Source organism: Streptomyces composti (assembly GCF_012034205.1).
Taxonomy (GTDB): domain Bacteria; phylum Actinomycetota; class Actinomycetes; order Streptomycetales; family Streptomycetaceae; genus Streptomyces; species Streptomyces composti.
Genome location: NZ_JAATEM010000008.1, coordinates 108,288 through 133,555 on the forward strand (window position 1 = coordinate 108,288; position 25,268 = coordinate 133,555).

The window sequence follows — 25,268 nt, forward strand, 5'->3', positions numbered from 1 at the left end:
CGGTGCCGCCGGCCGGACGGGGCTCAGGAGCCTGCGGGACCGGAGGCCGCTCGGTCATCGGGCCGCCGGAGACGGGTCGGTGCGGCCCAGGTCGACCACGGCGTAGGCGAAACCGGCCGCGTGCACCAGGCCGTGCCGCAGCTCCACCCCGGACGTCTCGACGGCCTCGGCGGCGGTGAGACGCCCCGCGATGTCCTCGGGGAGGGCGAAGTGCGCCGGTTCCCGGCGGGGGTTGACCACGATCAGGTACCGCCCGCCGCGCACATGCACCAAGGGGTAGCCGGCATGCAGCATCCGCACGTCACCGCCGGTGCCCAGGTCGGGTGAGGAGGCACGCAGCGCGATGAGGCGGCGCACCAGGTTGAGCAGGGATCCGGGGTCCTGGCGCTGGGCGGCGACCGTGGGGCGGCCGGGATCCGGGTCGATGGGCAGGTAGAGGCGTTCCGGGTCGGCGGTGGAGAAGCCGGCGCCGGCGGTGGAGTCCCACTGCATCGGAGTGCGTGAGCCGGCCCGGTTGTAGCGGGGGCCGAGGACGCTGCCCTCGTGCGGCGGGAGCCCGGGGACGTAGCGCATGCCGATCTCGTCGCCGTAGTAGACGGCCGGGAGGGTCGGCCAGGTGAGCTGGAAGACGAAGGCGGCGGGCAGTTGCTCCGCGGTGCGCGGCCCGCAGGCGAGGCGGGAGAAGTCGTGGTTGGAGGTGGGCAGGGCGATGAAGCCGCCGCGGCCGCCGGCCGAGATCGCCCGGGTGGCCGTGCGCCAGCCGTCGAGGAAGGTGTCCAGGGACCCGGTGCCCTCGGCGCCGAAGTAGGGGTCCAGCGGTTCCCAGTTCTCGTTGACGGTGCCGGTGTTGTTGTTCCACAGCGAGCGCAGTTTGAGCCCGTCGTCCTGGGCGCCGAACTGCAGGAAGAAGTCGGCGTGGAAGCCGGCCGGGACGGAGACGGCCGGGTCGCCCCACTCGGACAGCAGCGCGGCGTGCGGGTGCCGCTTGTCCAGCCAGTCGCGCATCTCGCTCCACAGGCGGGCCGACTCGGCGTGACCGGGATCGTCCTTGACCAGGGAGGCGGCCATGTCGACGCGGAAGCCGGCCAGGCCCAGCTCCAGCCAGTGCTCCATGATCTCGCGCAGGGCGCGGCGGTTGGCGCGCGGACCCTCGGCGTCGACGGGCTGCCGCCAGGGCTCGTCCGGGTGAGGGCGGGCGTAGCCGAAGTTGAGGGCGGGCTGGCTGGGGAAGAAGTTCGGCAGGTACCAGCCGGGCCGGGTGCCGGGAGAGGGCACGAAGCCGTCGGCGGGGCGGCTTTCGGCGTCCGCCCAGATGTACCGGTGATCCGTGGGGTCGTCGGCGGAGGCCGTGAACCACGGGTGCTCGTCGGAGGTGTGACCGGCCACCAGGTCGAGCAGCACCCGGATGCCGCGGCGCCGGGCGCTGTCCACCAGGCGGGCCAGGTCGTCGTTGGTGCCGTAGCGGGGGGCGACGGTGAAGTAGTCGGAGACGTCGTAGCCGGCGTCCCGGAAGGGCGAGGCGAAGCACGGGTTGAGCCAGACGGTGTTCACGCCGAGCCACTCGAGATGGTCGAGCCGCTGCTCGATGCCGGCGAAGTCGCCGATGCCGTCGCCGTCGGAGTCCGCGAAGCTCTGCGGATAGATCTGGTAGAGGACGGCGTCGGCCAGCCACTCGCCGGCCGGGCGTGCGTCATGACCGAAGTCCGGGGTCTTCATGGGGCGTCGTCCCTTCGGGAGGCGTCGGCGGCGTCGGCTGCGACGCGGACCGCGGTGCCCGCCGGTGCCGGCGCGGGCAGTACGCCCTCCGGCGTGTCGCCGAAGTGGCGCTGCAGTGCCGCCAGCCGGGTCGTCAGGTCCTGGACCACGTCCGCGTACTCCGGGTCGTGGTACCGGTTGTGCAGCTCGTGCGGGTCCCGGGTGAGGTCGAACAGCTCCCAGGCGGGCTCGCGCGGCGCGTCCTGGGCCCCGTCGGCGCCCGAGCCGTGGCCCGGGTAGTGGATCAGCTTGTGGGTCCGGGTGCGGATGCCGTAGCAGGCCTGGACGTTGTGGCAGACGTCCAGGTGCATGTAGTAGCGGTAGTAGACCGCGTCCCGCCAGTCGCCGGGGTCCTCTCCCTTGACGAGGGGGACGAGGGAGCGGCCCTGCATGCGGGCGTGCGAGGGCAGGCCCGCCATGTCCAGCAGGGTGGGGGCGTAGTCGATGTTCGCCACCAGCTCCTCCCGGCGCGAGCCGGGCTCGGCGACACCGGGCCAGCGCAGCACCAGCGGGATGCGCATGCCCTCCTCGTACATGAACCGCTTGTCGAACCAGCCGTGCTCGCCGAGGAAGAAGCCGTGGTCGGAGGTGTAGGCGACGGCGGTGGAGGCGTCCAGGCCGGTGACGTCGAGGTAGTGCAGCACCCGGCCGACGTTCTCGTCGAGCGCGGCGATCACCCGCAGATAGTCCTTGATGTAGCGCTGGTAGCGCCACTCCCGCTCCTCGCGCGGTGAGAGCCCGGGCGGCACCGGGACGCCCTTGAGGTCCTCGTCGGTGAGGTCCTCCATGCTCATCTCCGCCTCGCGCGCGGCGGGTGCCCGTCCGGCGAGGTCGTCGTGCAGGGTCGGTGGCGCGGGGACGTCCTGCTGCTCGTACAGGTGCCGGTGGCGAGCGGCGGGCTCGAACGGGCGGTGCGGCGCCTTGTGCTGGATCAGCAGGCAGAACGGCTTGTCCGGGTCGCGCCGGTCGAGCCAGTTCAGGGCCAGGTCGGTGATGATGTCGGTGACATAGCCGGGGTACCTCCTCCTGCCGTCCGCGGTGAGGAACTCCGGGTCGTGGTAGACGCCGTGCTCCGGGAGGATCTCCCAGTGGTCGAAGCCCTCCGGGTCATGGCCCTCGCCGTGCCCGAGGTGCCACTTGCCGACGATCGCGGTCTGGTAACCGGCCTCCTGCAGCATCCTCGGGAACGACGGCTGGCGGGCGTCGAACTTGTGGTCCGGGCCCTCCAGCGAGGTCATGCCGTTGACATGGCTGTAGGTGCCGGTCAGCAGGGTGGCGCGGGCGGGGGAGCAGATGGCGTTGGTACAGAAGGTGTTCTCGAAGACCGTGCCCTCGGCCGCCAGGCGATCGACCGACGGGGTCCTGTTGATCACGCTGCCGTAGGCGCCGATGGCCGCCGGTGCGTGGTCGTCGGTCATGAACAGGACGATGTTCGGGCGCCGCGGGACGCTCATGACCGGACCACCGTCAGGGTGCAGCGGGCGTCGGCGAGGGAGTCGGTGCCGGCGTACAGGTCGAAGCGGCCCGGCTCGACGACGAAGCACCCGGACGGGTCGTTGGTCCAGAAGCCCAGGTCGTCCGCGCCGAGGGTGAAGCGCACCTGGGTGGTCCGCCCCGGCTCCAGGGTGACGCGGCGGAAGCCGCGCAGCCGGCGCACCGGCTGGGCGATGCTCGCCACCGGGTCGTGGACGTAGAGCTGGACGACCTCGTCGCCGGTGCGGTCACCGGTGTTGGTGACGCTCACCAGCACCTCGACGTGCGCGCCGCGCTCCAGCTCGTCGACGGTGACCGTCTCCCGGTCCAGGCGCGGCCGGCCGGTGGTGAACGTGGTGTAGCTCAGGCCGTGCCCGAAGGCGAACTGGGGGCCGTCGGCGAGGTCGAGGTAGCGGGAGACGTACTTCTGCTCGGCGCCGTCGGGGGAGTAGGGGCGGCCGGTGTTCTCCCGGTTGTAGTAGATCGGGATCTGGCCCAGCGCGCGCGGGAAGGTGACCGGCAGCTTGCCGCCGGGGTTGACCTTGCCGAACAGCACATCGGCGACGGCGTTGCCGGCCTCGATGCCCGGGTGCCAGGCCTCCAGCAGCGCGGGCACCTCGTCCACCCAGGAGCCGATGGTCAGCGGGCGGCCGTTGAGCAGCACCACCGCGAAGGGCTTGCCGGTGGCGGCGATGGCGGCGATGAGCTGCTCCTGCCCGTCGGGCAGCGAGATCTCGCTGCGCACCGCGGCCTCACCGCTGAGCTCGGGCTCCTCGCCGACCACCACGACGGTGACGTCGGCGGACCGGGCGGCGGCCACGGCCTCCTCGATGTCCGCACCGGCGTGGGTGACCGTGGCGCCGGGCGCGGCGGCGCGCACGCCGTCGAGGATGCTGACCGTGGGGAAGCGGCGGCAGCCGGGGCCGGCCCAGGTGCCGTGCAGATCGGTGTGGCCGGCGAACGGGCCGACCACGGCGATGGAGCGGGCTCCCGGGCCGAGCGGCAGCACCCCGCCGTCGTTCTTCATCAGGACCATGGAGCGGCCCGCGGCCTCCCGGGCCGCCGCCCGCGCCTGCGGGGTCGGCTCGTCGATGGCCTGCGACTCGTCGGTGTACGGGTCGTCGAAGAGGCCGAGTTCGAACTTCAGCCGCAGGATGCGGGCCACGGCGTCGTCCAGCCGGTCCTCGGTGACACGGCCCTCGGCGAGCAGCCGCTTGCCGTGCGCGGCGATGGTGGTGCTGACCATCTCCATGTCGAGGCCCGCCATCAGGGCCAGGCGGGCCGCGTCGGCGGCGTCGGCCGCGTAGCCGTGCGCGATCAGCTCCTCGACGCCGGTGTAGTCGCTGACCACGACGCCGTCGAAGCCCCACTCCTCCTTCAGGATGCCGGTCATGGTGTGCGGGTTGCCGTGCGCCGGCACCCCGCTGACGGTGTTGAACGCCGCCATCACCGTGGCCACCCCGGCGTCCACCGAGGCCTTGAACGGCGGCAGGTACAGATTGCGCAGCCGCTGCTCGGAGACGTCGACCGTGTTGTAGTCCCGCCCGCCCTCGGCGCCGCCGTAGGCGACGAAGTGCTTGGCGCAGGCGGCCACGTTGTGCCCGGCGCTGAGGTCGTCGCCCTGGTAGCCGCGGATCTTGGCGACGGCGAGGACGGTGTTGAGGTACGGGTCCTCGCCGCAGCTCTCCGCGATCCGCCCCCAGCGGGGCTCGTGCGTGACGTCCATCATGGGCGAGAACGTCCAGCGGATGCCGTTGGAGCGGGTCTCCATCGCCGAGATCTCGGCGTCCAGCTCCACCACGGCCGGGTCGAAGCTGGAGGCCTCGGCGAGCGGGATCGGGAAAGTGGTCCAGAAGCCGTGGATCACGTCCTGGCCGAAGAGCAGCGGGATGCCCAGGCGGGACTCCTCGACCGCCATGCGCTGCAGGGTGTTGGTGTGCTCCGCGCCGAACAGGTTGAGCACCGAGCCGAGCAGACCCGCACGGGCCGCGCGCTCGACCTCCTCGGTCTGGCCGCCGCCGGGGCCGGTGTCACCGGTCCAGGTCAGCTGCTGGAGCTGGCCCAGCTTCTCCTCGACCGTCATCCGGCTGAGCAGGTCCTTGACCTCGTGTTCGTACGGTCGGTGCATGTCCTGTTCCTTGTCACCCGTGTCGCGCTCGGCACTGCGCCGAATGTAAGCGCATACATCCCATGCTTGCAAACGTCTCGCCGGTGTGGCGCACCGGGGGGTGCCTCCCTTCCCCGGTGCGCCGGCCGCTCAGCCCCGCCGGACGGTGAACTCCCCGCCGCCGCGCACCCGCAGCAGCGTGCGGCCGCCCTCGGCGGAGACCTTGGCCCCGCCGCAGCGGGCCCGCCCCTCGACGGCCACCACCGCCTCGTCCCCGAGCGGCCGGAAGGTCACCCGCCCCTCGCGCACCGCGGTGATCTCGGCGGTGGCGTAGGCGATCCGCAGCCCGCCGGCGGTGAGCCCCAGTGGCAGCATCGCCGCGCTGCGCCCCGGCAGATGCAGCCGCTCGCCGCCGAACAGCGGCTTGCCGCGCTCGGCGACCGTGACGGACTGGGGGTAGCCGGAGGCGATGTTGAAGGCGTGCAGCAGCCGACCGCCGTCCCGGTCCACCGTGCTGAGGAAGAAGATCCCCGGCAGCCGGGCGTCGTGGGTGATGCCCGGCTCGGCGCCCAGCCGGCGCAGGGCGGCGGTCCAGAAGTCCGGATCGCAGCGGTAGTTGGCGGTGATCACCACGGCCCGGCCCTTGCCGACGGGGACGTCGAACCCGCAGCCGTCACCGGTGGAGACCTCCCGCAGCACCACGTCGCCGCGGCTCGCCTCGCACAACTGGGCCTTGTTCACCCGGATCTCGGCGCGCGGCGCCGCCCACCCGTGGGCCGTCACCGACAGGAAGAAGCGATCGGCGTCCGTGAGCGTTCTGCCCGGCTTCAGGCCGAGGGCCTCGCGCAGCTCGGTCGAGGCCCGCCCGGACATGTCCTTGCCGGGCACGAGACCGGACAGCAGCAGCCGGCCGCCCGCCTCCAGATAGCGCACCAGGCGCCGCTGCAGCGCGGAGTCCAGGTACTCGCCGGTGGCCAGTGCGAGCACCGGCGTGCGCTCCGGGTCGAGGTCGCCCGCCTGGAGGTCGACGCTGTCGTAGCGGAAGCCGCTGAGCAGCATGCCCCGGGAGAGCGCACCGCCGGGCCCGAAGCCGCGCACCCCCTGTACATCGGAGAGCACCGCCTCCACCGACGGCGTGTCCGGGTGGTACTCGGTGAGGTAGTGGTCCGGGACGAACCCCAGCGAGACGCGGTCGTACTGCGGCTTCATCGGCGCGAGGAGCCCGGCGTTGGCGTTCACCGCGTGCACCGTGCGCCGCAGCGACGGATAGCTGTAGCCGGGCCGGCCCTCGGGGTCCACCGGGGCGGCGAAGCCGTGGCGTTCGCCGGTGGAGCCGATGCGGTCGTTGCCGTCGCCGAGCGGCTCGTCGAGCCGGGGGTTGAAGCCGCCCGCGAACAGGTAGTAGTTGATCATCTTGGCGCCCTGGGCCAGACAGAGCCTGGTCTTCAGATCCGCGGCCTCGGCGCCGGACTGGTTGTCCAGGGTGTTGCCGTAGTCGGCGTGCCCGGCGTCGAACTCCAGCGCCGTGACCGGCTGGTCGGCGTCGTTGGTGGCGTCCATGAACGCGTTCACCAGATACAGGTCGGTGACGTTGCTGAAGCTCAGGTCGCCCAGGTAGAAGTCGGCGCCGGACACCATGCCCGGCTTGCCGGAGTACGTCTCCATCAGCTGGCTGATGCCGATGGGGAAGTTCTCCGCGCTGCCGCCGCCGGTGCCGTGGATGTTGATCAGGAACGGCACGCCCTTGACGCCGTTGTCCTCGGCCGCGGTGCGCAGCTCCGTCACATAGCGGGCGAAGCGTCCGCGCATGAAGGTGCCGAGGTCGTGCATCAGCACGGCGGCGTAGCCGTCCTCGGGGGAGCGGATCGCCCGGTCGCGCTCGGCGGCGGGCTTCCCGGCGAACGGGTAGCGGTCACCGAGCCTGTCGCCGTACTTCTCGTCCAGCCAGGAGTTGAAGTCCTCCAGCAGATGACCGGTGAGCGCCGGGGTGTTGCTCACCCAGTCGAGCATGCCGATCTCGTTGTCGAGCTGGCAGGCGATGACGCCAGGACGGCCGTCGCGGCGCAGCCGCTCGGCGAGCACCGGCATCACCGCGTCGTACCAGCGGCGGGCCTCCTTCAGGAAGGTCGGTGCCAGGTAGTCGATGGCCGGAGTGGGGCCGTCGGCGCCGTCCCAGCCCCTGGGGTTGATCTCCGGGTGCTCCTTGCGCACCCGCTCCGGCACGCCCTCGCCCTTCAGTTCGGCCATGGTGAACGGGCCCGGGCGGGGGACGATGTCGAAACCGTTGTCGATGCACAGGTCGAGGAAGGCACCGAGGTCGCGTTCGGGCCGGGTGCGCCCGGTGACGTCGATGGAGCCGTCGGGGGTCTCGTGCCACATCCAGGGGACGTAGGTGGCGATGGCGTTCAGGCCCGCGTCCTTTGCCCTGTCCAGGCGGGACTGCCAGTCCTTGCGCCTGAGCCGGAAGTAGTGGATCTCGCCGCCGAGGACCAGCGTGGGCCGGCCGTCGACCAGGATCTGCTTGTCGCGGCAGGTGACCGGGCCCGCCGAGCCCGCCTTGCCCGCGGTGGCGGAGCCGGAGGCGGGTGCGGCGGCGGCCGGAGCGGCCGTGGCGGAGGCCGCGGCGGTGGCCATGCCGGCCGCGGCGGTGCCGAGGACGGTGCGGCGGCTGACGGTGCGGAAGGCGCTCACAGCCCGAAGTCCTCCCTCACGATCAGCGGGCGCAGGTTCTTGCGGAACCCGCCGGTGCGGAACGGGCGCTGCAGCACGCCCGGCTCGAGCACCTGCGCGAAGGCGGCGGCGGCCATGCCCTGGTCGAGGGAGAGCATCCGGTCGCTGACCTTGCCGGTGGAGACGTTGACGGAGTCGTAGAACCCCATGCCGTCCTCGTAGGAGTCGAAGTCCCGCTCGATGCGCATCAGGTTGGTGAGCGCGTCCCGCGGGGAGATCATCAGCGCCAGGGCCCCGGCGTGCGGGGTGACCACGCCGTTGGTGTAGGCGGACGGGTCCGGCCCCGGCTCGCCGTGGGGGACGTAGGTGCGGTCGGTGTTGGAGCAGTAGCCCTCGGGGTTGATGCCGAAGTACTGCACGCCGTACTCCTGGTAGCCGCCCTCGGGGACGTTGCAGGGGGAGAAGCCCCAGTAGCCGTACTCGGTGTCGAGCAGGCCGTGGTCCCGGTGGCCCATCACGTGGTGGGTGAAGCTCTTGCGCCAGGAGTCGTTCCACTGCGCGGACGGCACGAACAGCTCCGTCATCAGCTGGCCGAACATGTCGCCGCCCCAGCCGGGCACGTGCTTGCGGCCGCGGTAGGTGTAGTGGCCGTTGAAGTAGCGCACCCCGTCCCGGACGACCCATTCGCCGCCGGGCGGCATCTCCTGGCGCACGCCCGGCTCGAAGGTGCGCTGCATACGCCAGTAGTGCTCGCCGGGGACGGTGCCGTCGGCGATGCCCAGGTAGCCGGCCATGCGGGTCTCGGAGACCAGTGCCCCGTAGAAGTAGGGGGTGAGGCGGTCCTCGCCGGGCCAGAAGCCGGTGCGCATGTGGCCGGGGTGGGCCGCCGGGTCGGCCTCGTCGTAGGGCTCGTAGAAGAAGGACCAGTCGATGTCCTTGCGGATGCGGCGGATGCGCGGGGCGAGCCGCGGGTCGGCGTCCTCGGCGATGCGCAGGCCCACGTCCAGCCAGGCGTTGTCGACGGTGGACAGCAGATGCTTGATCGGGTCGCCGCTGCCCGGCCAGGTGTCGAGCACCTCACCGGTGAAGGTGTCGTACCAGTTGAACCAGAAGCCGTGCACCCGCTCCATCTTCTCGACGGTGGCGACGGTGCGGGCGAGCCGGCGGTGCATCTCGCTCTCGCTGATCACCCCGAGCCCGGCGGCGGCGACCGTGGACCACAGCCAGCAGCCGATGTTGGTGGTGGAGGTGTTCCGGGCCGGCACCGGCTTGTCGCCGCCGAGCCGGATGTTGTCGGCGGGCAGGCCGCTGTCGGCGACCATCGCCTCCAGCGAGCGGTAGGTGTCGGTGAACCAGCGGGTGATCAGGGCCTCGGGGTCTCGGGCGGGGCGCCGGCCGGCGTGGGCGGGGGCGGCGCCGAGGGCGAGGGCGCCGGCGGCGCCGGCCGAGGCGGCGAGGAACGTACGGCGGTGCATGGAGCGATCCAACTCCCTTGGCAGCAGGGGACATGTGCGGGGACGTGCAGGGCAGGGCGAAGCGTGCGGTCCGCCCCGCCGGGCATGCGGTGGATGGAGCTCATGTGCCTGGTGCGGGGCCGGCAGCCGTCAGGTTGCCGCCGGCCCCGCACCGGTTCGGGGACGACCGGCTACTTGAGGCCGGTCGTGGCGATGCCCTGGGTGAAGTGGCGCTGGAGCGCGATGAAGACCGCGATCACCGGAAGCACCACCAGGAAGGCGCCGGCCATCAGGACGCCGTTGGAGCCGTCGGACTTGGTGGGGTCGGTGGCGAAGGTCGCGAGCGCCACGGGCAGCGTGTACTTGTCCGGGTCGTTGGTGGCCACCAGCGGCCACAGGAAGTTGTTCCACGATCCGAGGAAGGTGAAGATCGTCAGGGTGGCCAGCGCCGGCTTGACCAGCGGCAGCACGATCCGCCAGAAGATGTACCACTCGCGGGCGCCGTCGATCCGCGCCGCCTCGAGCAGCTCGTCGGGGATGGCCGACATGAACTGCCGCATCAGGAACACCCCGAACGCGCCGGCCGCGAAGGGCAGGATGAGCGCGGCATAGGTGTCGAGCAGTTCCATCTTGCTCATCATCACGAACTTCGGCAGCAGCATCAGATTGCCGGGCACCATCAGGGCGCCCAGCACCACGCCGAACACCACGCGCTTGCCCGAGAAGTTCAGCTTCGCCAGGGCGTAGCCGAGCATCGAGCAGAACAGCAGGTTGCACAGGGTGACCAGCACGGCGACGGCGGCCGAGTTGAGGAACGCCTGGCCGACGTCCATCAGGGACAGCAGCTCGCGGAAGTTGTCCAGCGTCCAGGTGGTGGGGATCCACACCGGGGGGCTGGCGCCCAGGTCCGCCTGCGTCTTGAAGGCGGACAGACCCATCCAGACGAACGGCGCGGACATCACCAGCAGTCCCACGCTCAGCAGCGTGTACGTCACTGCCCTGGCGCCGGGCACGCCCGAGGTGGCCGTGCGGCCGGGGCGCGCGGGTGCGGCTTCGGAGTCGAGAGCCTTCATCGGGTCTTGTCCTTCAGCAGGCGGAGCTGGAGCAGCGTGACGGCGAGCACGACGGTGAACAGCACATACGCCATGGCGCTCGCGGAGCCCATGTGGAAGAAGCGGAAGCCCTCCTCGTACATGTGCAGGGAGACCGTGAGCGTGCTGTCGTCGGGACCGCCGTCGGTCATCACGAACGGCTCCTCGAAGACATTGAGGAAGCCGATGGTCGTCATCACCGAGACGTAGAGCATCGTCGGCCGCAGCAGCGGCACGGTGATCCTGCGGAACTCCTGCAGCGGCCCGGCGCCGTCGATCCGCGCCGCCTCGCGCACCTCGGCGGGGATGGCCTGCAGTCCGGCGAGGAAGAGCACCATCGCGGTGCCCATGTTCCGCCACACCGCCATCACGATCAGCGAGGGCATGGCCAGCGTCTCGGAGGCCAGGAAGTCCGGCGTGGAGAAGCCGAGCTGGGCGCCGAGGCCGGCGATCAGGCCCTCCGACGGGTCGAGCACGAACCGCCAGATGACCGCCACCGCCACGATCGCGGTGACCACCGGGACGTAGAAGCCGACCCGGAAGAAGGTGCGCAACCGGTCGATGCCCGAGTTGAGCAGCACCGCCGCCACCAGTCCGCAGCCGATCGTCAGCGGTACGCCCAGGACCACGAAGTAGCCGGTGTTGAACAGGGCGGTGAGGAACTTGTCGTCCTGGAGGAGCGCGGCGTAGTTGTCCAGGCCGACCCATTCGGCGTCCAGCGGGTGGGTCACATGGCGCAGCCCGAAGTCGGTGAAGCTCATCAGGAGCGTGGCGACGATCGGGAACGCCATGAAGGTGAGGAAGAACGCCAGGAACGGCGTGGAGTACAGCCAGCCCGCGAGGTTCTGGCGGGAGAGCCGGTCGGGCCGCCGCCCGGCCCCGCCCGGCTGCCCGGCGGTGACGCCGGCCGGGGCCTTCGCCGGGCGGGCGGCCCGGTCCTCGGTCTCCGCCTCGGTGACGGCGGAGGTCACTGGTCCACCAGCCCTTCGGTCGCCTTCTGGAGCTTCTTCGCGGTGGCCGCCGGGTCGGCGCCGCGGGCGACCTTCTCCATGGCCTCCTCGATCTGGACGGCGAACTCGGTCCACTTCTCCAGCGGCGGGACGTCCTTGGCGGTGTCCAGGGACTTCTCGAACACCGGCAGGGTCTCGCTGTTCTGCATCTCCGGCTCGTTCCAGGCGGCCTTGTTGGCCGGCAGCGACTTGGAGATCTCGTACCAGTGCGCCTGCATCTTCGGCGTGGTCAGGAACTGGGTGAACTTCTCGGCGGCGGCCTTGTGCGCACTGTCCTTGAACGTCACCAGCGAGGAGCCGCCGACCCAGGAGACCGAGCCCTTGCTGCCGGCGGGCAGCGGCGCCACCTTCCACTTGCCCTTGATCTGCGGCTGCTGCTCGTCGAGGTTCTGCACCATCCACGGGCCGGACATGAACATCGGGACCTTGCCGGCGCCGAAGTCCTTGGCGACGTCGCGGCCGACCACGAAGTTCTTCTTGGCCAGGCCGTCCTCGAAGTAGCTGCCGAACCGCTCGAAGGCCCTGACCGCCTCCGGCGAGTCCAGGGCGGGCTTGCCGTCCTCGCCGATCAGCTCGCCGCCCTCGGAGTAGAGGAAGGGCAGCCAGGTCTGCCAGGCGCCGGTGGAGCCGGGCTGCAGCTCGGTGCCCCAGGTGGCGCCGTTCTTCTTGTAGGCCTCGGCCAGGGCGTGGTGCTCGTCCCAGGTGGCGGGCTCCTTGCCCTTGCCGGCCTTCTCGGCGATGTCGGTGCGGTAGTACAGAGCGCGGACGTCGGCGTACCAGGGGACGCCGTAGGAGACGCCGTCGACGACGTTGTTGTCCCAGGTGGCGGGGAAGAAGTCGGCCTTGTCGAAGACCTTCTCGTCCACCGGCTCCAGCGCGTCGAGCGCGATGAACTCGCCCATCATGGTGGACCCCATCTGCGCCATGTCCGGCAGGGTCCCGGCGGCCGCGGCGGAGGTCATCTTCTGGCCGACGACGTCCCAGCCGACCGGCGTCACCTTGACGGTGATGTTGGGGTGCTTCTCGGTGAAGTCCTTGGCGACCTCCTCGAGCCGCTTGGCCTCCTCGCCCATGCCCCAGATGGTCAGCGTCTGCTTGGCGTCCGCTCCCACCTGATCGCCGTCCCCGCCACCGCAGGCGGCCAGCCCGAGCGACAGCACCAGAGCGGTCGCGGTGATCGTGGTACGGGACAAGGCGTTGCGGGACATGCGGCTCCTCCTTGAGTACGCGCATCATTCTGTAAGCGCATACATGACCCTGTAGGACACTCCGCGGCGAGACAAGAGGGGCTGGGTAACGCTTCTGTATACCTGCCGGGACCTCGGCCACCCCGCGGGCGGCCGTCACACAGCGCTCACGCGCACACGCGCGGAGTCCGCGCCGCCACCCTCGGGATTTCTGTTGTGACAGGCGGTCGTCCACCGATGCCGCACACCGGCACGCCGCCGCACGCGGACGCGGGGACATCCCTCCGCCCGGGCGATGCGCCCCAGGCTCTCATACCTCGCAGCCGCAGCTGACCCGCCTGCTCACCGAGGTCGGCAGCGTGCGCGCGACCGCCTGCTTGCCGCGGTCGGCCAGCCGCGCGAGCAGCAGCTCCACCGCCTCCTCGCCGAGCCGCCGCATCGGCTGGCGCACCGTGGTGAGCGCCGGGCTGACCAGCCGGCTCAGCGGAATCCCGTCGAACCCCGTCACCACCAGGTCGCCGGGCACCGACACGCCCCGCCCGGCCAGCGCGTACAGCGCTCCGACCGCCATCTGGTCGTTGGCGAAGACCAGGCCCTGCGGCCGTGGCCCGTCCCGGTCCAGCAGCTCCGCCACCGCCTTGCGGCCGGCCGCGAGCGTCAGATCGCCCCGCGTGGCCGGCTCCTGCGGCAGCGGGAGACCGGCCGCCAGATGGGCCGCCTGGAAGCCACGGAAGCGGGCCTCGGCGTCCGGCGAGTCCTCCGGACCGCCGACAAAGGCCAGGTCGGTGAGCTGGTGGTCGGTGATCAGATGCCGGGTGAGCTCCAGCTGACCGTCGAAGTTGGCCACGTCGATACGGTCGAGCCCCGGTGCCGGATCCCCGGCGAGCACCACGACCGGCAGCCGCCGCGAGACCACGTCCAGCACGTCCGGCGGCACGTGCTGCGCCAGTACCGCCAGACCGTCCACCCGCCCGGCCACCTCCGCCAGCGTCTCGCCGACCCGGTCGGCGTGCGCGGACGCGATCAGCAGGGCGTACCCCTGCCGCCGGGCGGCACGTTCCATGCCGCGGATGACCTCGTCGCCGTAGAAGCTCAGCTCCGTCCCGTCGTCCCCGCCGACGTCCGCCGTCCCCTCCGCCTCCGGGTCGGCGAAATCCGGGAAGAACAGTCCCAGGACCTCGGTGGACCGGCTGGCGAGCCCACGTGCGCTGGCGCTGGGCACGTACCCCAGTTCCCGTCCGGCCGCCAGCACACGCTCGCGGGTCGTCGCGCGCACCGCGTCCGGGTTGCGGTACACCCGCGAGACCGTCGCGATGGAGACGCCGGCGCGCTCGGCCACGTCGTAAACGGTGGGATCACCCATGATGGAGCCGCTGCCCTCGCTACCTGCGGATCTTCTGGAGACCTGCGCCGACCGGACTGACTGGAAGCGCATTCATCCTAGTTTGGCCACGAGGGGGCTGACAACCACGGGCGAGGCGGGTGACAACCACGGGCGGGGGCGGGTGACAACCACGGGCGGGGGCGGGGCGGGTGACAACCCGCGCGCCGAGTCGGGTGACCAGCGGTGGCGCCCGCGGGTGCCGGAGGGGAGGCGGACGGCGGCCGGTGACCGGCCGGGGCTCAGGTCTCGGGCGCGAAGCAGGGGAGCGGCCCGGCACCCGTCGTCAGTGCCCGGCCGCTCCTGTGGTTCCCGTGCTTCCCGTTGGTTGCGTGTGCTCCGGTGCTTCGCGCGGCTCGTGCCTACAGGGCCGCCGCCACCTCCTCGCGCAGCCGGGGCAGCATGTCGTGGTAGACGCCCGGGCAGAGGGTGGTGCCGTGGTCCTTGTGACCGGTGATCTGCGCCGGGGCGATCCCGTACTGGGCGCAGACGTACGCGCACAAGGTCACCAGCACGTCCCACTGGGCCTCGGGCGGCAGCGCGCCCGCGTGGTAGGAGCCCTCGTTGGCGATGCCGATGGTGCGGTCGTTCTGACCCGAGGTGTGCGCGCCGAGCACGAAGCTGCTTCCGCCGGTCAGCGCCGAGAGGCTGCCGTGCCGCCCCTCGGTGATCCAGCCGCCCCGGCTGACCAGGAAGTGGTAGCCGGTGTCGGCCCAGCCGTTCTCGTCCAGGTGCAGGTCCTGCACCCAGCGGGCGTGGGCATGTGCCTGGGCGCGGCTGAAGTCGGTGGAGTTGGTGCTCGCCGTGTGGTGGATGACGATGCCGGACGGCCGGTGGCGCAGCACGCTGATGGTGCCCTGCGGGGCGCGGGCCCCCCAGGTGCTGGTGCTGTCGATGTCCGGCTGGACGGCACCCGCGCCCGCCCCTGTGCCCTGAGCGCGGGCAGGGCCCGGCAGCAGGGCGGCGGCCAGGGCGGCGACGCCGGCCGCACCGGTGCGCAGCAGCCCGCGGCGGCGGAGGCCGGCCGTCCGGAAGGTGCCGCCGGGGCTGTCCGGATGTGCTGAGCGGTCCGGATTCGGTGGGGTCGCTGGGGTCACTGGGGTCACGGACACTCCTCGGAACGTGGGGGAGGGAAGTGAGGAGAGGGCGGGCGGGTGCCGTCCCGCGGCGAGCGGCTGGTGCGAGACCGTCCTGCTACGTGTTGTTGGCCAGTGCCAGCAGCCGGTCGCGCGAGCCGTTGAACTTGTTGCGGTCGACGTTCCCGGAGACCCCGGAGACCGAGCCGGTGCTGGTGTACTGCCACACGGTCCAGGTCGGGAAGCCGGCGGGGATGGTCGGCGAGGAGGCCGAGGTCCAGTGCGCCACCCACAGCGGGCTCTTGGCGGACATGCCGGTCCAGTTGCCGGTGCAGGTGTTCCACCAGCTCGCGGTCGTGTAGATCACCACGTCACGGGTGGTCCGCGCCTTGTAGGTGTTGTAGAAGTCGTTGATCCAGTTGCGCATCTGAGTGGTGGACAGGCCGTAGCACATCGCCCCGTACGGGTTGTGCTCGATGTCCAGGACGCCCGGGAGGGTGAGGTTGTCGCGCGACCAGGCGCCGCCGTTGGACGCGAAGTAGTTCGCCTGGACGGCGCCGCTGGAGACGTCGGGCCGGGCGAAGTGGTAGGCGCCGCGGATGACCCCGGCGGCGTGCGCGGCCGGGTAGTTGGTGTTGAAGCGGCTGTCCTTGTAGCTGGTGCCCTCGGTCGCCTTGATCCAGGCGAACTGGATGCCGGCGTTGCGCACGGAGGTCCAGTTGATGGCGCCCTGCCAGTGCGACACGTCGATGCCCTGGACGCCGTCGGTGGGGGCGAGGACGCCGAGGGAGTCGCGGGCGGCGGGGAGGCCCTGGTGCACCTTGATCCCGACGCCCATGTAGGCCTGGCCGGGGGTGACGCGGACGCGGTCCGGGTCGGGCGGCGGAGCCGCGACGGAGCTGCCGGCCGTGCCGGCCAGGAGGGTGAGGGCCGCGCCGAGGACTCCGGCCGCGAGGGCCGTACGTCTGCCGGGACGCCGCAGGGAGCGGAACGCGAACATGTCTGCCTCCGGATACGGGTGGGGGTACGGAACTGGAGGTGACGTCGACGTTTGTTGACGTGCGCGCGTCATCAGTTACGCACGTAGATTGTTCGTGTGTAAAGGGCTTCCAGCCTTCTCTGGTGGTCTGGTCCACTGTAAGAGCGGATGGCCTGGAAACTTGTGATTTGAGCGTGCGAAAACTTCATCGGATGAAAATGGAATCGCGCGGATCGCACGCGTGAACGCGCGTCAGGTGCCCCGGTGGCGGTGTGAGTCGAGAGGCGGGTGGGGCGAGAGCTGACGGTCCGTCGCCGGCCGGTTGGTTCGAGGTGCCGAACCGGCTGCTGGTGACGGCTCCTCGGTCCCGCAGCTCGTGGAGGTGCAGGAGGCGTCCCGCGCCGCGTCTCGTTCGCCGGCGGTGCGGGGGATCGCGCCCGGCCTCGGTGAGCGCGGACGCCGCGGTCGCTTCGTCACCCAGGCCGGCGCGGCATCCGCGCGCAGCACGAGCAGGCGCGGCAGCCGCACAGGCGTGGGACCCTCGTCCTGGCTTGTGCAGTGCCTGGTCGAGGATCTTGGCGGCGGGCCGCCGGGTCCTCCCTGGAGTCCGCGAAGAGCGAGGCGAAGTGCAGGGCCCGGGGCGCGGTGGCAGCCGGGAACGGGCTGGCGGGTGCGGCAGGGCGGGAGGGATCGTCGAGCGACTCGGAGGTCATGTACGGGGCGTGGTGTTCCGCTCCTCCGGTCAGGAACTCACCACCGCCGGCACCTACGCCGGCATGGTTTCCCGGATCAGCGAGCAGGTCCTGCCCCGACTCGCCGTTCTCGCTGTCCGCGGGGCGGGTCGAACGGTAGGGACCCTGCGGCCCGGGAGCGGCACGTCTACTGCCGGTAGCCGCTCAGGAAGCGGCCGATGCGGCCGATCGCCGCCTCCAGGTCCTCCGCGTGCGGGAGAGTGAGGATGCGGAAGTGGTCGGGGGCCGGCCAGCTGAAGCCGGTGCCCTGCACGACCTGGATCTTCTCCCGGAGCAGCAGGTCCAGGACGAACTTCTCGTCGTCGTGGATCTTGTGGACCTTCGGGTCGAGGCGGGGGAACGCGTAGAGGGCGCCCTTGGGTTTGACACAGCTCACGCCCGGGATCTCGTTCAGCTTCTGCCAGGCCACGTCCCGCTGTTCGCGCAGCCTGCCGCCGGGGGCGGTCAGCTCGCGGATGGACTGGCGGCCGCCCAGGGCCGCCTGGACGGCGTACTGGGCGGGCGCGTTGGCGCACAGGCGCATGGAGGCCAGCATGGTCAGCCCCTCCAGGTAGTCCTTGGCGTGCTGCCGGGGGCCGGTGACGACCAGCCAGCCGGAGCGGAAGCCGGCCACCCGGTAGGTCTTCGACAGGCCGCAGAAGGTGAGGACCACCAGGTCGGGGGCGAGGGCGGCGGCCGAGTGGTGGACGGCGTCGTCGTAGAGGATCTGGTCGTAGATCTCGTCGGCGAAGACCATCAGGCCGTGGCGGCGGGCGAGGTCGAGGATGCCCTCGACGATCTCCTTCGGGTAGACCGCGCCGGTGGGATTGTTGGGGTTGATGATGACGACCGCCTTGGTACGGTCGGTGATCTTCGACTCCATGTCGGCGAGGTCCGGGTACCAGTCGGACCGCTCGTCGCACAGGTAGTGCACGGCCTTGCCGCCCGCCAGGGTGGTCACCGCCGTCCAGAGCGGGAAGTCGGGGGCCGGGACGAGGACTTCGTCACCGTCCTCGAGGAGCGCCTGCACGGCCATCGAGACCAGCTCCGACACGCCGTTGCCGAGGTAGACGTCGTCGACATCGACCTCCAGGCCGAGGGCCTGGTAGCGCTGGGCGACGGCCCTGCGGGCGGAGAGGATGCCGCGGGAGTCGGTGTAGCCGTGTGCCTGCGGCAGCATCCGGATCATGTCCTGGACGATCTCCTCCGGCGCCTCGAAGCCGAACAGCGCAGGATTTCCGGTGTTGAGCCGCAGCACGTGGTGCCCCGCCTCCTCCAGCGCATCGGCGTGCTCGATCACCGGGCCGCGGATCTCGTAGCAGACCTCGTTGAGCTTGCTCGACTGCCGGAACTCCATGCGCCGCCACCTCTCAGGTCACTGGTGTTGCTTGGTTTTACCAAGTAGGCGCTTGGAAAGTCCAACAACTTGTCTAGACTGCGCCGCATGTCACCTCGCGCTCGCCGTAGTTACGACCAGTACTGCTCCGTCGCCCGTGCCCTCGACGCCGTGGGCGACCGCTGGACCCTGCTGATCGTCCGGGAGCTGCTGGCCGGCCCGCGGCGCTACACCGACCTGCACGCGGATCTCCCCGGTGTCAGCACCGACGTCCTCGCCTCCCGGCTGCGGGACATGGAGCGCGAAGGACTGTCCACCCGCCGCCGGCTGCCCCCGCCCGGTGCCGCCTACGTCTACGAACTGACCCCGCGCGGGCGGGAGCTGCTGCCCGTGCTGCAGGCGCTCGGCGCCTGGGGGCAGGACGCGCTGGGGGAGCGGCGGCCCACCGACGCCGTGCGGGCGCACTGGTTCGCCCTGCCGCTGCTGCGCTCGCTGGAGGGCGAGGGGCTGGTCGAGGTGCGGCTCGAGGAGGGGCGGTTCCATGTGCGGGCGGGCGCCGGGGACGGGCCCGTCTACGGCGACGGTCCGGCGCCCGCCGAGCCGGACGCGGTGCTGGTGCTCGACACCGAGACCTGCACCGCGATCAGCCGCGGCGAACTCCCGCTCGGCCGGGCGGTCGGCACCGGCCGGGTCGAGGTGACGGGCGAGGGCACCCTCGCCAAGTGGCTGCGGGAGACCGCGACGGAGGGCACTGCCGGGGCACCACCGGTGACCTGACGGACTGTCGGCGACCGCTGGCAGGATGACCGGCATGACGATCATGAATGTGGACCGGCACGAGGTCGGTACGGCGGCCGTGGAGCGCGCGCTGACCGACATCGAGGGGCGGGCCCTGGGCCGCTGGCACCGCATGGAGTACGACTGCTACTCCGACGCCGAGTTGTGCGCCCTGCGTGACGACCTCCTGGACCATCTCGCCGCCCGCACCCTGACCGACCCCCAGCTGCGCACCGAGGCGTCCGTCACCGTCGCCCGCACGGCGGCGGAGTGCGCTCTCGGCTATCTGGACCTCGGCAGCTTCCCCAATGGGGACCAGGAGATCCGTTTCCCCCTCATCGGGAAGAGACTCAGCAGCGAGAATCACGACTTCGAGCCCACGGTGGAGCACGCCTCCACCGCCGGCGACTGGCTCGACGCCTTCGCGCTGAGCCTGATCAGCGGCCTGATGTACGAGCGGAACCGGGTCATAGGGCTGCTGCTGCGCGACGATCACGCACCCGCGATCCGCGCCGGCGTTCCGTACTCGAAGCTGAACTCCGTGTCCGATCCGGGCGAGCTGGCGGAGATGGACACCCTGGCCTGCTATCTGACCGGGGCGGAAGGCCATCCGCCGCGCCAAGGCGCGGTTCCGGTGCGCATGCCGGAGGTCGACGAGCGGCTCGACGGGATCCTGCGCCTCAGGGAGGCCGGAGAGCTGACGCCGGACCAGCGGCTGCTGCGCGTGCTGATGGAGGACGATCGGACGGCCTTCGAGCGGGCGCTGGCCGAGCGCCTGGAGCAGTACCGGCACAGCGTGCCCGCCGGCGCCGCCCCGCGCAGTCTGCTGCCGCACCGGACCGTGGCCCTGGCCGCCCTCGCGGTGCGGGTGCACGGCTGGGACCTGCGGGTGCGCTCCCCCTATCTGCCGCAGGGTCTGCTCCAGGCCCCGGCTCACGCCGTGTCGGTGTGAAGGGCTCACGCCCCCTCGGCGTGCAGGGGGTTGGGCAGTTCGGCCCACAGGGCGCCGGGGGTGCGGGGGGACAGGCGCATCAGGGTGAGCGCCTTCGCCGGGATCGGTGCGCCGAGCAGGGCGGGCAGGTCGGGCGTGCGGGGCAGTCCGTCGCGCACGGCCGCCCGGAGTGCCGCCCCGAGCAGTCCGGCCGAGCCGGTGGTGCCGGCCAGTGAGCCCGCCACCAGGGATCCGAACAGCTTGCTGCGCAGCACCCGTTCGTCGTCCGTGAGCATCCGGGCGGGCAGGTTCGGGACGGGGATGCCGTGGCGGGTCAGCCGCGCCGGGCTGACCCGCAGGTCGGCCAGGTCCCGGTAGACCAGCCGCAGCGGCTCGCCCTCGCCGGACAGCACGACCAGGAGATTCTGGCCGTGTGCCTCGAGGGCCACGCCCAGCTCGAGCAGCCGCAGGCCGACGGTGAGCGCCAGCCGGGTGAAGCGCGCGGACCAGGCGGGGGAGCCGGGCAGCCCGGTCGTCGCCAGGACGGCCACCGGGAGGACCCGTTCTCCGGGTCCCGCGTACTGCCGCGGTGATTCCCGCAGCACCGCGGCGAGGTCGGGGGAGCCCGCCGCGGCGGCGCCCAGCGTGCGGGTGATGTGCAGCAGGCCGCCGGTGCGCTCGGCCATCGCCTCCCCGAAGCGCGACAGCTCCGCGGAGGCGGTGACCGAGCCGAGCGAGATGTCCCGCACCGAGGACGTCAGGCGGGCGCTCAGCGCCGTCTTGACGTGCGGGCCGCCGGCGGGGAGTGCGAGGGTGCGCAGCGCCATCAGCGGATGCGCGCCCCGCACCCGTTCCTCGCTGCCGCGCTTGAGCACGTGCTCCGCCTGCCAGGGATGGACCGGGATCAGCAGCCGCCCGCCGTCCCGCAGCCACTCGGGCCAGCCCCCGCTGACCACGCACTCCCCGGCCGGGGCCGGCAGCAGACCCAGGTCGACCACCGGCCCGTGCTCGGGCGCGTAGGCCAGCTGCTCGGCCACCGAGAAGCCGGGCCGGGAGCGGCAGCTTGGGTGGAAGGGATGCCCGTCGGTCACCCGCTGCTCCCACTCCCAGTCGGTGTCCGGCCACTCGTCCGGGTGATCTCCGCCGGCCCGTGACGCGACCCGTGCGCCGGCCCGGGAGAGCGCCAACGAGGCGACACTGTGGGCGAGTTCGGCCGCGAAGGCCGCAGACCGGGGTACGGCGAGATCGGTCATCAGGCGTGCCGGGTCGTCGTAGTCCGTCTCCCCGAGCCGTACGACCTCGGCATACGTCTGTGTCGCGTAGGGATCCGCGCACGGGCCGTGCAGCCGGCGCCCGTCCCTCAGGTGCAGGGTGAGCCCGTCACCGCCGCGCTCCCGGCGGTCCACCCAGGGCAGCGGCTCGAGCGCCAGGCCCCGCCACAGCCGGGTCAGCACGGCCGCACGGGCTCCGGGCAGCTCCCGCTCGTACCCGGGCAGCAGGGCGGGCCGTACGGCGGCCAGCTCGTCGGCCATCTCGGTCTCGGCGGCGGTGGGACGGTGCACGGGCGGACTCCTCGGGGTACGCAAGGTGGACGGACGGGACGAAGGGGAGGTGCGCGGCAGACATACTGATCGTCTCCGCCCGGACAGACCGTAGGGAACCAGTGGAACGCGTTGACCACATGCCCCCGCACGCAGACGACGACCCGGGGGCGCGCTCCGATCAGGCCGGGCGCGCCGACGCCTACGCGGCGGTGCCCCTGCTCAACTGCCTGCTGCGGGAGGTGGCCGAGCCGCTCCCCGGGGACGGCACCGGCGACCGCCGCACCTACCGGCTGCCCGGCACCGGGCGTTTGCTCCGGGTCGGCGGCGGGCGGCGCCCCACCGGGCCCGAGGTGCTCACCGACGGTGCCTGGCAGCGCATCGGCCACGTCGAGCTGGTGAAGCTCGCCGGCGAGGAACTGCGCCGCCACACCGGCGTGTCCAACCACGAGCTGCCCGGCGAGATGATCGACAGCCGGGACGCGGTGGCCGCGCTGCTCGCCGCCCGCACCGCCGCCACCCCGCCCGACGACCCCTATCTGCGCTCCGAGCAGAGCCTGGTCACCGGACACACCCACCACCCGGCACCCAAGGCCCGCGGCGGCGGCCCCGCGGCGAGCTGGCTGCCGTACGCGCCCGAGGCGCACGCCCGGTTCCCGCTGACGCTGCTCGCCCTGCGCGAGGACGCCGTCGTCGAGGACGGCGACACCGCCGCGCTGGACCTGCTCGGCGCCGCCCCGCCCGGCTACCGGCTGCTGCCCGCCCACCCCTGGCAGCTGGAACTCGCGGCCCGCGACCTCGCCCCGGCCTTCGCCGACGGCCGGCTCCTCCGGCTCGGCACCACCCCGTTCCCCGTCTGGCCGACCGCCGCGATCCGCACCGTGTACGCGCCGGAGCTGGACCTCTTCTGCAAGTTCAGCCTCGATGTGCGCATCACCAACGACATCCGGCGGCTGTGGCGGCACGACCTGACCCGGCTGCGGGCCACCGACGAGGCGGTGCGCGCCGCGTTCGCCCGCTGCACCGGGCCCGCCGCCCCGGGCGCCGGCACGGCGGCCTGGCTGAGCGACCGCGGCCACCGCTCGGCCGACTTCGCCTACGAGCAACTGGCCGTCGTGGTCCGGGACGGACTGCGCGCCCATCTGCTGCCCGGCGCCACGCCGTACCTCGCCGCCGCCCTGGTCGAGGGCTTCGACGGCAGCCCGCTCCCCGCGGCCACCCCCGGCCCGGACGCCTGGTGGCGTGCGTATCTGACCCAGGTGGTGCCGCCCGTCCTGGCCGTCTTCGCCCGGCACGGGGTGGTCCTGGAGGCGCATCTGCAGAACACCCTGATCGCCGTGGACCGCGCCGGAACCCCTGTCCAGGCCCTGTTCCGGGACGCCGAGGGCGTGAAGCGGGTGCGCGGGGCGGCCGGGACGCCGGGCCCGCCCGAGGTGTCCCGGGAGGCGGGCTGGGAACGGCTGGTGTACTGCCTGATCGTGAATCACCTCGCCGAGGTGGCGGCCGCCCTCGCCGACCTCCACCCCGGATTCGACCCCTGGCCCGCGGTACGTCACGAGATGGCCCGCCACGACCTGCCCGAGGCCGCCGCCCTGCTCACCGCGCCCACCCTCCCCGGCAAGACCAACCTCCTGCTGCGCTGGACCGCGGCGGACGGCGCCGACGCCCGCTACCGCCCCCTGCCCAACCCGCTGCGCGCGCCGGACGCGGCTACTTCAGGGGATCGTGGCCCCAGTTCATGAGCGAGTGGCGCCAGGCGGAGCCGGTGACGTCGCCGGCCGGCCGCTGGGCGAGGTGCCGGTGCACGTAGCCGACGACCTTGCGCATATGGGCCAGGTCGTCCTCCGTCAGGTCGTCCTTCCTGGTACGCAGCAGTTTCACGATGCGCCGTCCGGAGGCATGGCCGACGCTCTCGCCCCCGTCGCTCTGCCCCGCGCTCCTGGACTCCTCGGTGCCGAGCCACTTCTCCAGCTCGGCGGCGGTCATGTTCACCGCCTCGCCGAACGCCTTGCGCGTCTCGTCCCGGTCCTCGCCGGAGCTCTTCGCCGCCGTCACGAGCGCTCGTCCTCATCGCCGTCCCGGCGGCGCAGCGCCTCCGGCTTGTGCACGGCCGTGCGGCCGGACTTGTCGCTCTCGACCTCGTACTGCGGCTCGTCCCCGGAGGCGTCCACGGTCCGTCCCGAGGCCTCGGTACGCTCCGTGATCTTCTTCTTGACCCTGCCGGGCACGTCCTGCCCGTGACTGCTCCACGAGACCTTCTCGCCCCTGCCCAGGTCGTCCTCGTCCTTCTTCTTCGCCACGGTCCACTCCTACGCGCCGGCACCGGAGGCCGGCCCTCCTTCAGGTTGCGGCACCACCCGCGGGACTGCATCCGGGCGGGGACCGGTACGCCGGGGGAGGCGGTCGCGGCGGTCGAGGCACCGCCCGGGCGGTGACTCTCGGTCACGGCCTCGGGTTACCATGCACTCTTCGTGCCGAACGCCGGGAGTCTGGGAGATGCTGACCGAGGTCACCGCGACCCGCTATGTGGAGCCCCTGCACACCGGCGGCAGCGTGCCCGGCGTGGTCGAGGCCGATGACCTGGGCACCTACGTGGTGAAGTTCACCGGCTCCGCCCAGGGCCGCAAGGCGCTGGTGGCCGAGGTGATCGTGGGGGAGCTGGCGCGGGCGCTCGGACTGCGCTTCCCGGAGCTGGTGCTGGTGCACTTCGACCCGGCGATCGCCGGGGAGGAGCCGCACCAGGAGGTGCGGGAGCTGCACGCCGCCAGCGCCGGGGTCAATCTCGGCATGGACTTCCTGCCGGGGGCGCGCGACTTCACCCCCGAGGCGGCGGAGCAGTTCACGGTCGACCCGCTGGAGGCCGGGCGGATCGTCTGGCTCGACGCGCTGACCGTGAACGTCGACCGCACCGTGCACAGCTCCAACCTGGTGCTGTGGCCGACGCTCGGCGTCGCCCCGCCCCGGCTGTGGCTGATCGATCACGGCGCGGCGCTCGTCTTCCACCACCGCTGGGACGGCAGCGACCCGGCCAGGGCGTACGACTTCCGGCATCACGCGCTCGGCCGCTACGGGCCCGATGTGCGGGCCGCCGACGCGGAACTCGCGCCCAGGGTGACCGAGGAGCTGCTGTGGTCCATCGCGGCCGAGGTGCCGGACGCCTGGCTGGCCGGCGAGCCGGGGTTCGCCACACCCGACGCGGCCCGGGAGGCGTATGTCGGACACCTGCACGCGCGGGCGCGGGCGTCCGCCGCGTGGCTGCCGGTCGACTTCCCCTCGGCCGAGGAGATCGCCGCGGAGAACGCGCTCCGTGCGGCACGGACGCAGCAGGGCCGCCCGGACTGGCTGAAGCGGGTGCCGGACCTGCACGGCCGTCCGGCGGTGGAACAGGACGGGACGGTGCATCTGCGATGACGGCCGGCGACCGCCGTGTGGAGATCGAGTACTGCACCCAGTGCCGCTGGCTGCCCAGGGCGGCCTGGCTGGCGCAGGAGCTGCTGACCACCTTCGAGCAGGAGCTGACCGAGCTGGCGCTCAGGCCCGGCACCGGAGGCGTGTTCGTGGTCCGGGTCGGGGACGAGGTGGTGTGGGACCGGCGGGAGCAGGGCTTCCCGGAGCCGACCGCGGTGAAGCGGGCCGTACGCGACCGAGTGGCCCCGGGGAAACCCCTGGGCCACTCGGAGAAGTAAACCGCGCGGACGGCGCCGGCCACCGGCCCGTTGCCGGCCCCTCGGCCGCCGCAGGACGTGACCGCCGCCGTCCCCGGGCTGTC

General features: G+C 72.2%; 20 protein-coding genes. 5 read left to right on the top strand and 15 right to left on the bottom strand.

Features of this window, described 5'->3' with window-relative positions; translation table 11 throughout:
- Positions 1–54: 54 nt before the first annotated feature.
- The 12 genes from HCJ93_RS08645 to HCJ93_RS08700 all read right to left on the bottom strand — a co-directional run bounded on the left by HCJ93_RS08645 (position 55) and on the right by HCJ93_RS08700 (position 18,271).
- Positions 55–1,716, bottom strand: coding sequence for an alpha-amylase family glycosyl hydrolase (locus HCJ93_RS08645; RefSeq protein WP_167992672.1), 1,662 nt, complete (start codon positions 1,714–1,716; stop codon positions 55–57).
- Positions 1,713–3,209 (bottom strand): sulfatase family protein, encoded by a 1,497-nt coding sequence (locus tag HCJ93_RS08650; RefSeq protein ID WP_167992674.1) that lies wholly within the window; start codon positions 3,207–3,209, stop codon positions 1,713–1,715. Before HCJ93_RS08650 ends, HCJ93_RS08645 begins: the two co-directional genes overlap by 4 nt.
- Complete coding sequence (locus tag HCJ93_RS08655) at positions 3,206–5,356, bottom strand: glycoside hydrolase family 3 N-terminal domain-containing protein (protein WP_167992676.1); 2,151 nt, start codon at positions 5,354–5,356, stop codon at positions 3,206–3,208. Before HCJ93_RS08655 ends, HCJ93_RS08650 begins: the two co-directional genes overlap by 4 nt.
- 129 nt (positions 5,357–5,485) lie before the next feature.
- The gene (locus HCJ93_RS08660) at positions 5,486–8,026 is read right to left on the bottom strand and encodes a beta-galactosidase (RefSeq protein ID WP_167992678.1); all 2,541 of its coding nucleotides are present in this window, start codon (positions 8,024–8,026) and stop codon (positions 5,486–5,488) included.
- A complete protein-coding gene (locus HCJ93_RS08665) occupies positions 8,023–9,480 on the bottom strand; it encodes a glucoamylase family protein (protein ID WP_167992680.1) in 1,458 nt (485 codons plus the stop codon). The genes HCJ93_RS08660 and HCJ93_RS08665 overlap by 4 nt, the downstream gene beginning before the upstream one ends.
- 170 nt (positions 9,481–9,650) lie before the next feature.
- A complete protein-coding gene (locus tag HCJ93_RS08670; protein WP_167992682.1) occupies positions 9,651–10,532 on the bottom strand; it encodes a carbohydrate ABC transporter permease in 882 nt (293 codons plus the stop codon).
- Positions 10,529–11,521 carry a carbohydrate ABC transporter permease gene (locus HCJ93_RS08675; protein WP_167992683.1) on the bottom strand — a complete coding sequence of 331 codons (993 nt, stop codon included), beginning with the start codon at positions 11,519–11,521 and terminating at the stop codon, positions 10,529–10,531. Before HCJ93_RS08675 ends, HCJ93_RS08670 begins: the two co-directional genes overlap by 4 nt.
- The gene (locus HCJ93_RS08680; RefSeq protein WP_167992685.1) at positions 11,518–12,768 is read right to left on the bottom strand and encodes a sugar ABC transporter substrate-binding protein; all 1,251 of its coding nucleotides are present in this window, start codon (positions 12,766–12,768) and stop codon (positions 11,518–11,520) included. The genes HCJ93_RS08675 and HCJ93_RS08680 overlap by 4 nt, the downstream gene beginning before the upstream one ends.
- A 289-nt stretch (positions 12,769–13,057) precedes the next feature.
- Positions 13,058–14,110 carry a LacI family DNA-binding transcriptional regulator gene (locus HCJ93_RS08685; RefSeq protein ID WP_167992688.1) on the bottom strand — a complete coding sequence of 351 codons (1,053 nt, stop codon included), beginning with the start codon at positions 14,108–14,110 and terminating at the stop codon, positions 13,058–13,060.
- A 380-nt stretch (positions 14,111–14,490) separates the two neighbouring features.
- Entirely contained in the window at positions 14,491–15,099 is a 609-nt protein-coding gene (locus tag HCJ93_RS08690) for a peptidoglycan recognition protein family protein (RefSeq protein ID WP_240967510.1), read from the bottom strand.
- 223 nt (positions 15,100–15,322) lie between these two features.
- Complete coding sequence (locus HCJ93_RS08695) at positions 15,323–16,204, bottom strand: lysozyme (protein WP_167992690.1); 882 nt, start codon at positions 16,202–16,204, stop codon at positions 15,323–15,325.
- Positions 16,205–17,062: 858 nt separating this feature from the next.
- Positions 17,063–18,271, bottom strand: a complete 1,209-nt coding sequence (locus HCJ93_RS08700; protein ID WP_167992692.1) for a pyridoxal phosphate-dependent aminotransferase — start codon at positions 18,269–18,271, stop codon at positions 17,063–17,065.
- A gap of 87 nt (positions 18,272–18,358) precedes the next feature.
- On the opposite strand from HCJ93_RS08700, the gene HCJ93_RS08705 reads away from it, so the two are divergent.
- The gene (locus tag HCJ93_RS08705; protein ID WP_167992693.1) at positions 18,359–19,027 is read left to right on the top strand and encodes a winged helix-turn-helix transcriptional regulator; all 669 of its coding nucleotides are present in this window, start codon (positions 18,359–18,361) and stop codon (positions 19,025–19,027) included.
- Between the two features lie 34 nt (positions 19,028–19,061).
- A complete protein-coding gene (locus tag HCJ93_RS08710) occupies positions 19,062–19,979 on the top strand; it encodes an immunity 49 family protein (RefSeq protein WP_206317128.1) in 918 nt (305 codons plus the stop codon).
- Between the two features lie 5 nt (positions 19,980–19,984).
- On the opposite strand, the gene HCJ93_RS08715 is transcribed toward HCJ93_RS08710, so the two are convergent.
- Positions 19,985–21,520 carry an IucA/IucC family protein gene (locus tag HCJ93_RS08715; RefSeq protein WP_167992695.1) on the bottom strand — a complete coding sequence of 512 codons (1,536 nt, stop codon included), beginning with the start codon at positions 21,518–21,520 and terminating at the stop codon, positions 19,985–19,987.
- A gap of 119 nt (positions 21,521–21,639) precedes the next feature.
- Here HCJ93_RS08715 and HCJ93_RS08720 point away from each other — a divergent pair, with 119 nt between their 5' ends.
- Positions 21,640–23,241 carry an IucA/IucC family protein gene (locus HCJ93_RS08720; protein ID WP_206317129.1) on the top strand — a complete coding sequence of 534 codons (1,602 nt, stop codon included), beginning with the start codon at positions 21,640–21,642 and terminating at the stop codon, positions 23,239–23,241.
- Here HCJ93_RS08720 and HCJ93_RS08725 read toward each other — a convergent pair.
- Both HCJ93_RS08725 and HCJ93_RS08730 read right to left on the bottom strand, forming a co-directional pair.
- Complete coding sequence (locus HCJ93_RS08725) at positions 23,210–23,485, bottom strand: DUF3140 domain-containing protein (RefSeq protein ID WP_167992810.1); 276 nt, start codon at positions 23,483–23,485, stop codon at positions 23,210–23,212. The two genes, HCJ93_RS08720 and HCJ93_RS08725, sit on opposite strands and share 32 nt — an antisense overlap.
- 65 nt (positions 23,486–23,550) lie before the next feature.
- Complete coding sequence (locus HCJ93_RS08730; protein WP_167992698.1) at positions 23,551–23,799, bottom strand: hypervirulence associated TUDOR domain-containing protein; 249 nt, start codon at positions 23,797–23,799, stop codon at positions 23,551–23,553.
- Between the two features lie 196 nt (positions 23,800–23,995).
- Here HCJ93_RS08730 and HCJ93_RS08735 point away from each other — a divergent pair, with 196 nt between their 5' ends.
- Positions 23,996–24,910, top strand: coding sequence for a HipA family kinase (locus tag HCJ93_RS08735; RefSeq protein WP_167992700.1), 915 nt, complete (start codon positions 23,996–23,998; stop codon positions 24,908–24,910).
- Complete coding sequence (locus HCJ93_RS08740; RefSeq protein WP_167992702.1) at positions 24,907–25,185, top strand: Rdx family protein; 279 nt, start codon at positions 24,907–24,909, stop codon at positions 25,183–25,185. Before HCJ93_RS08735 ends, HCJ93_RS08740 begins: the two co-directional genes overlap by 4 nt.
- Positions 25,186–25,268: the final 83 nt, after the last annotated feature.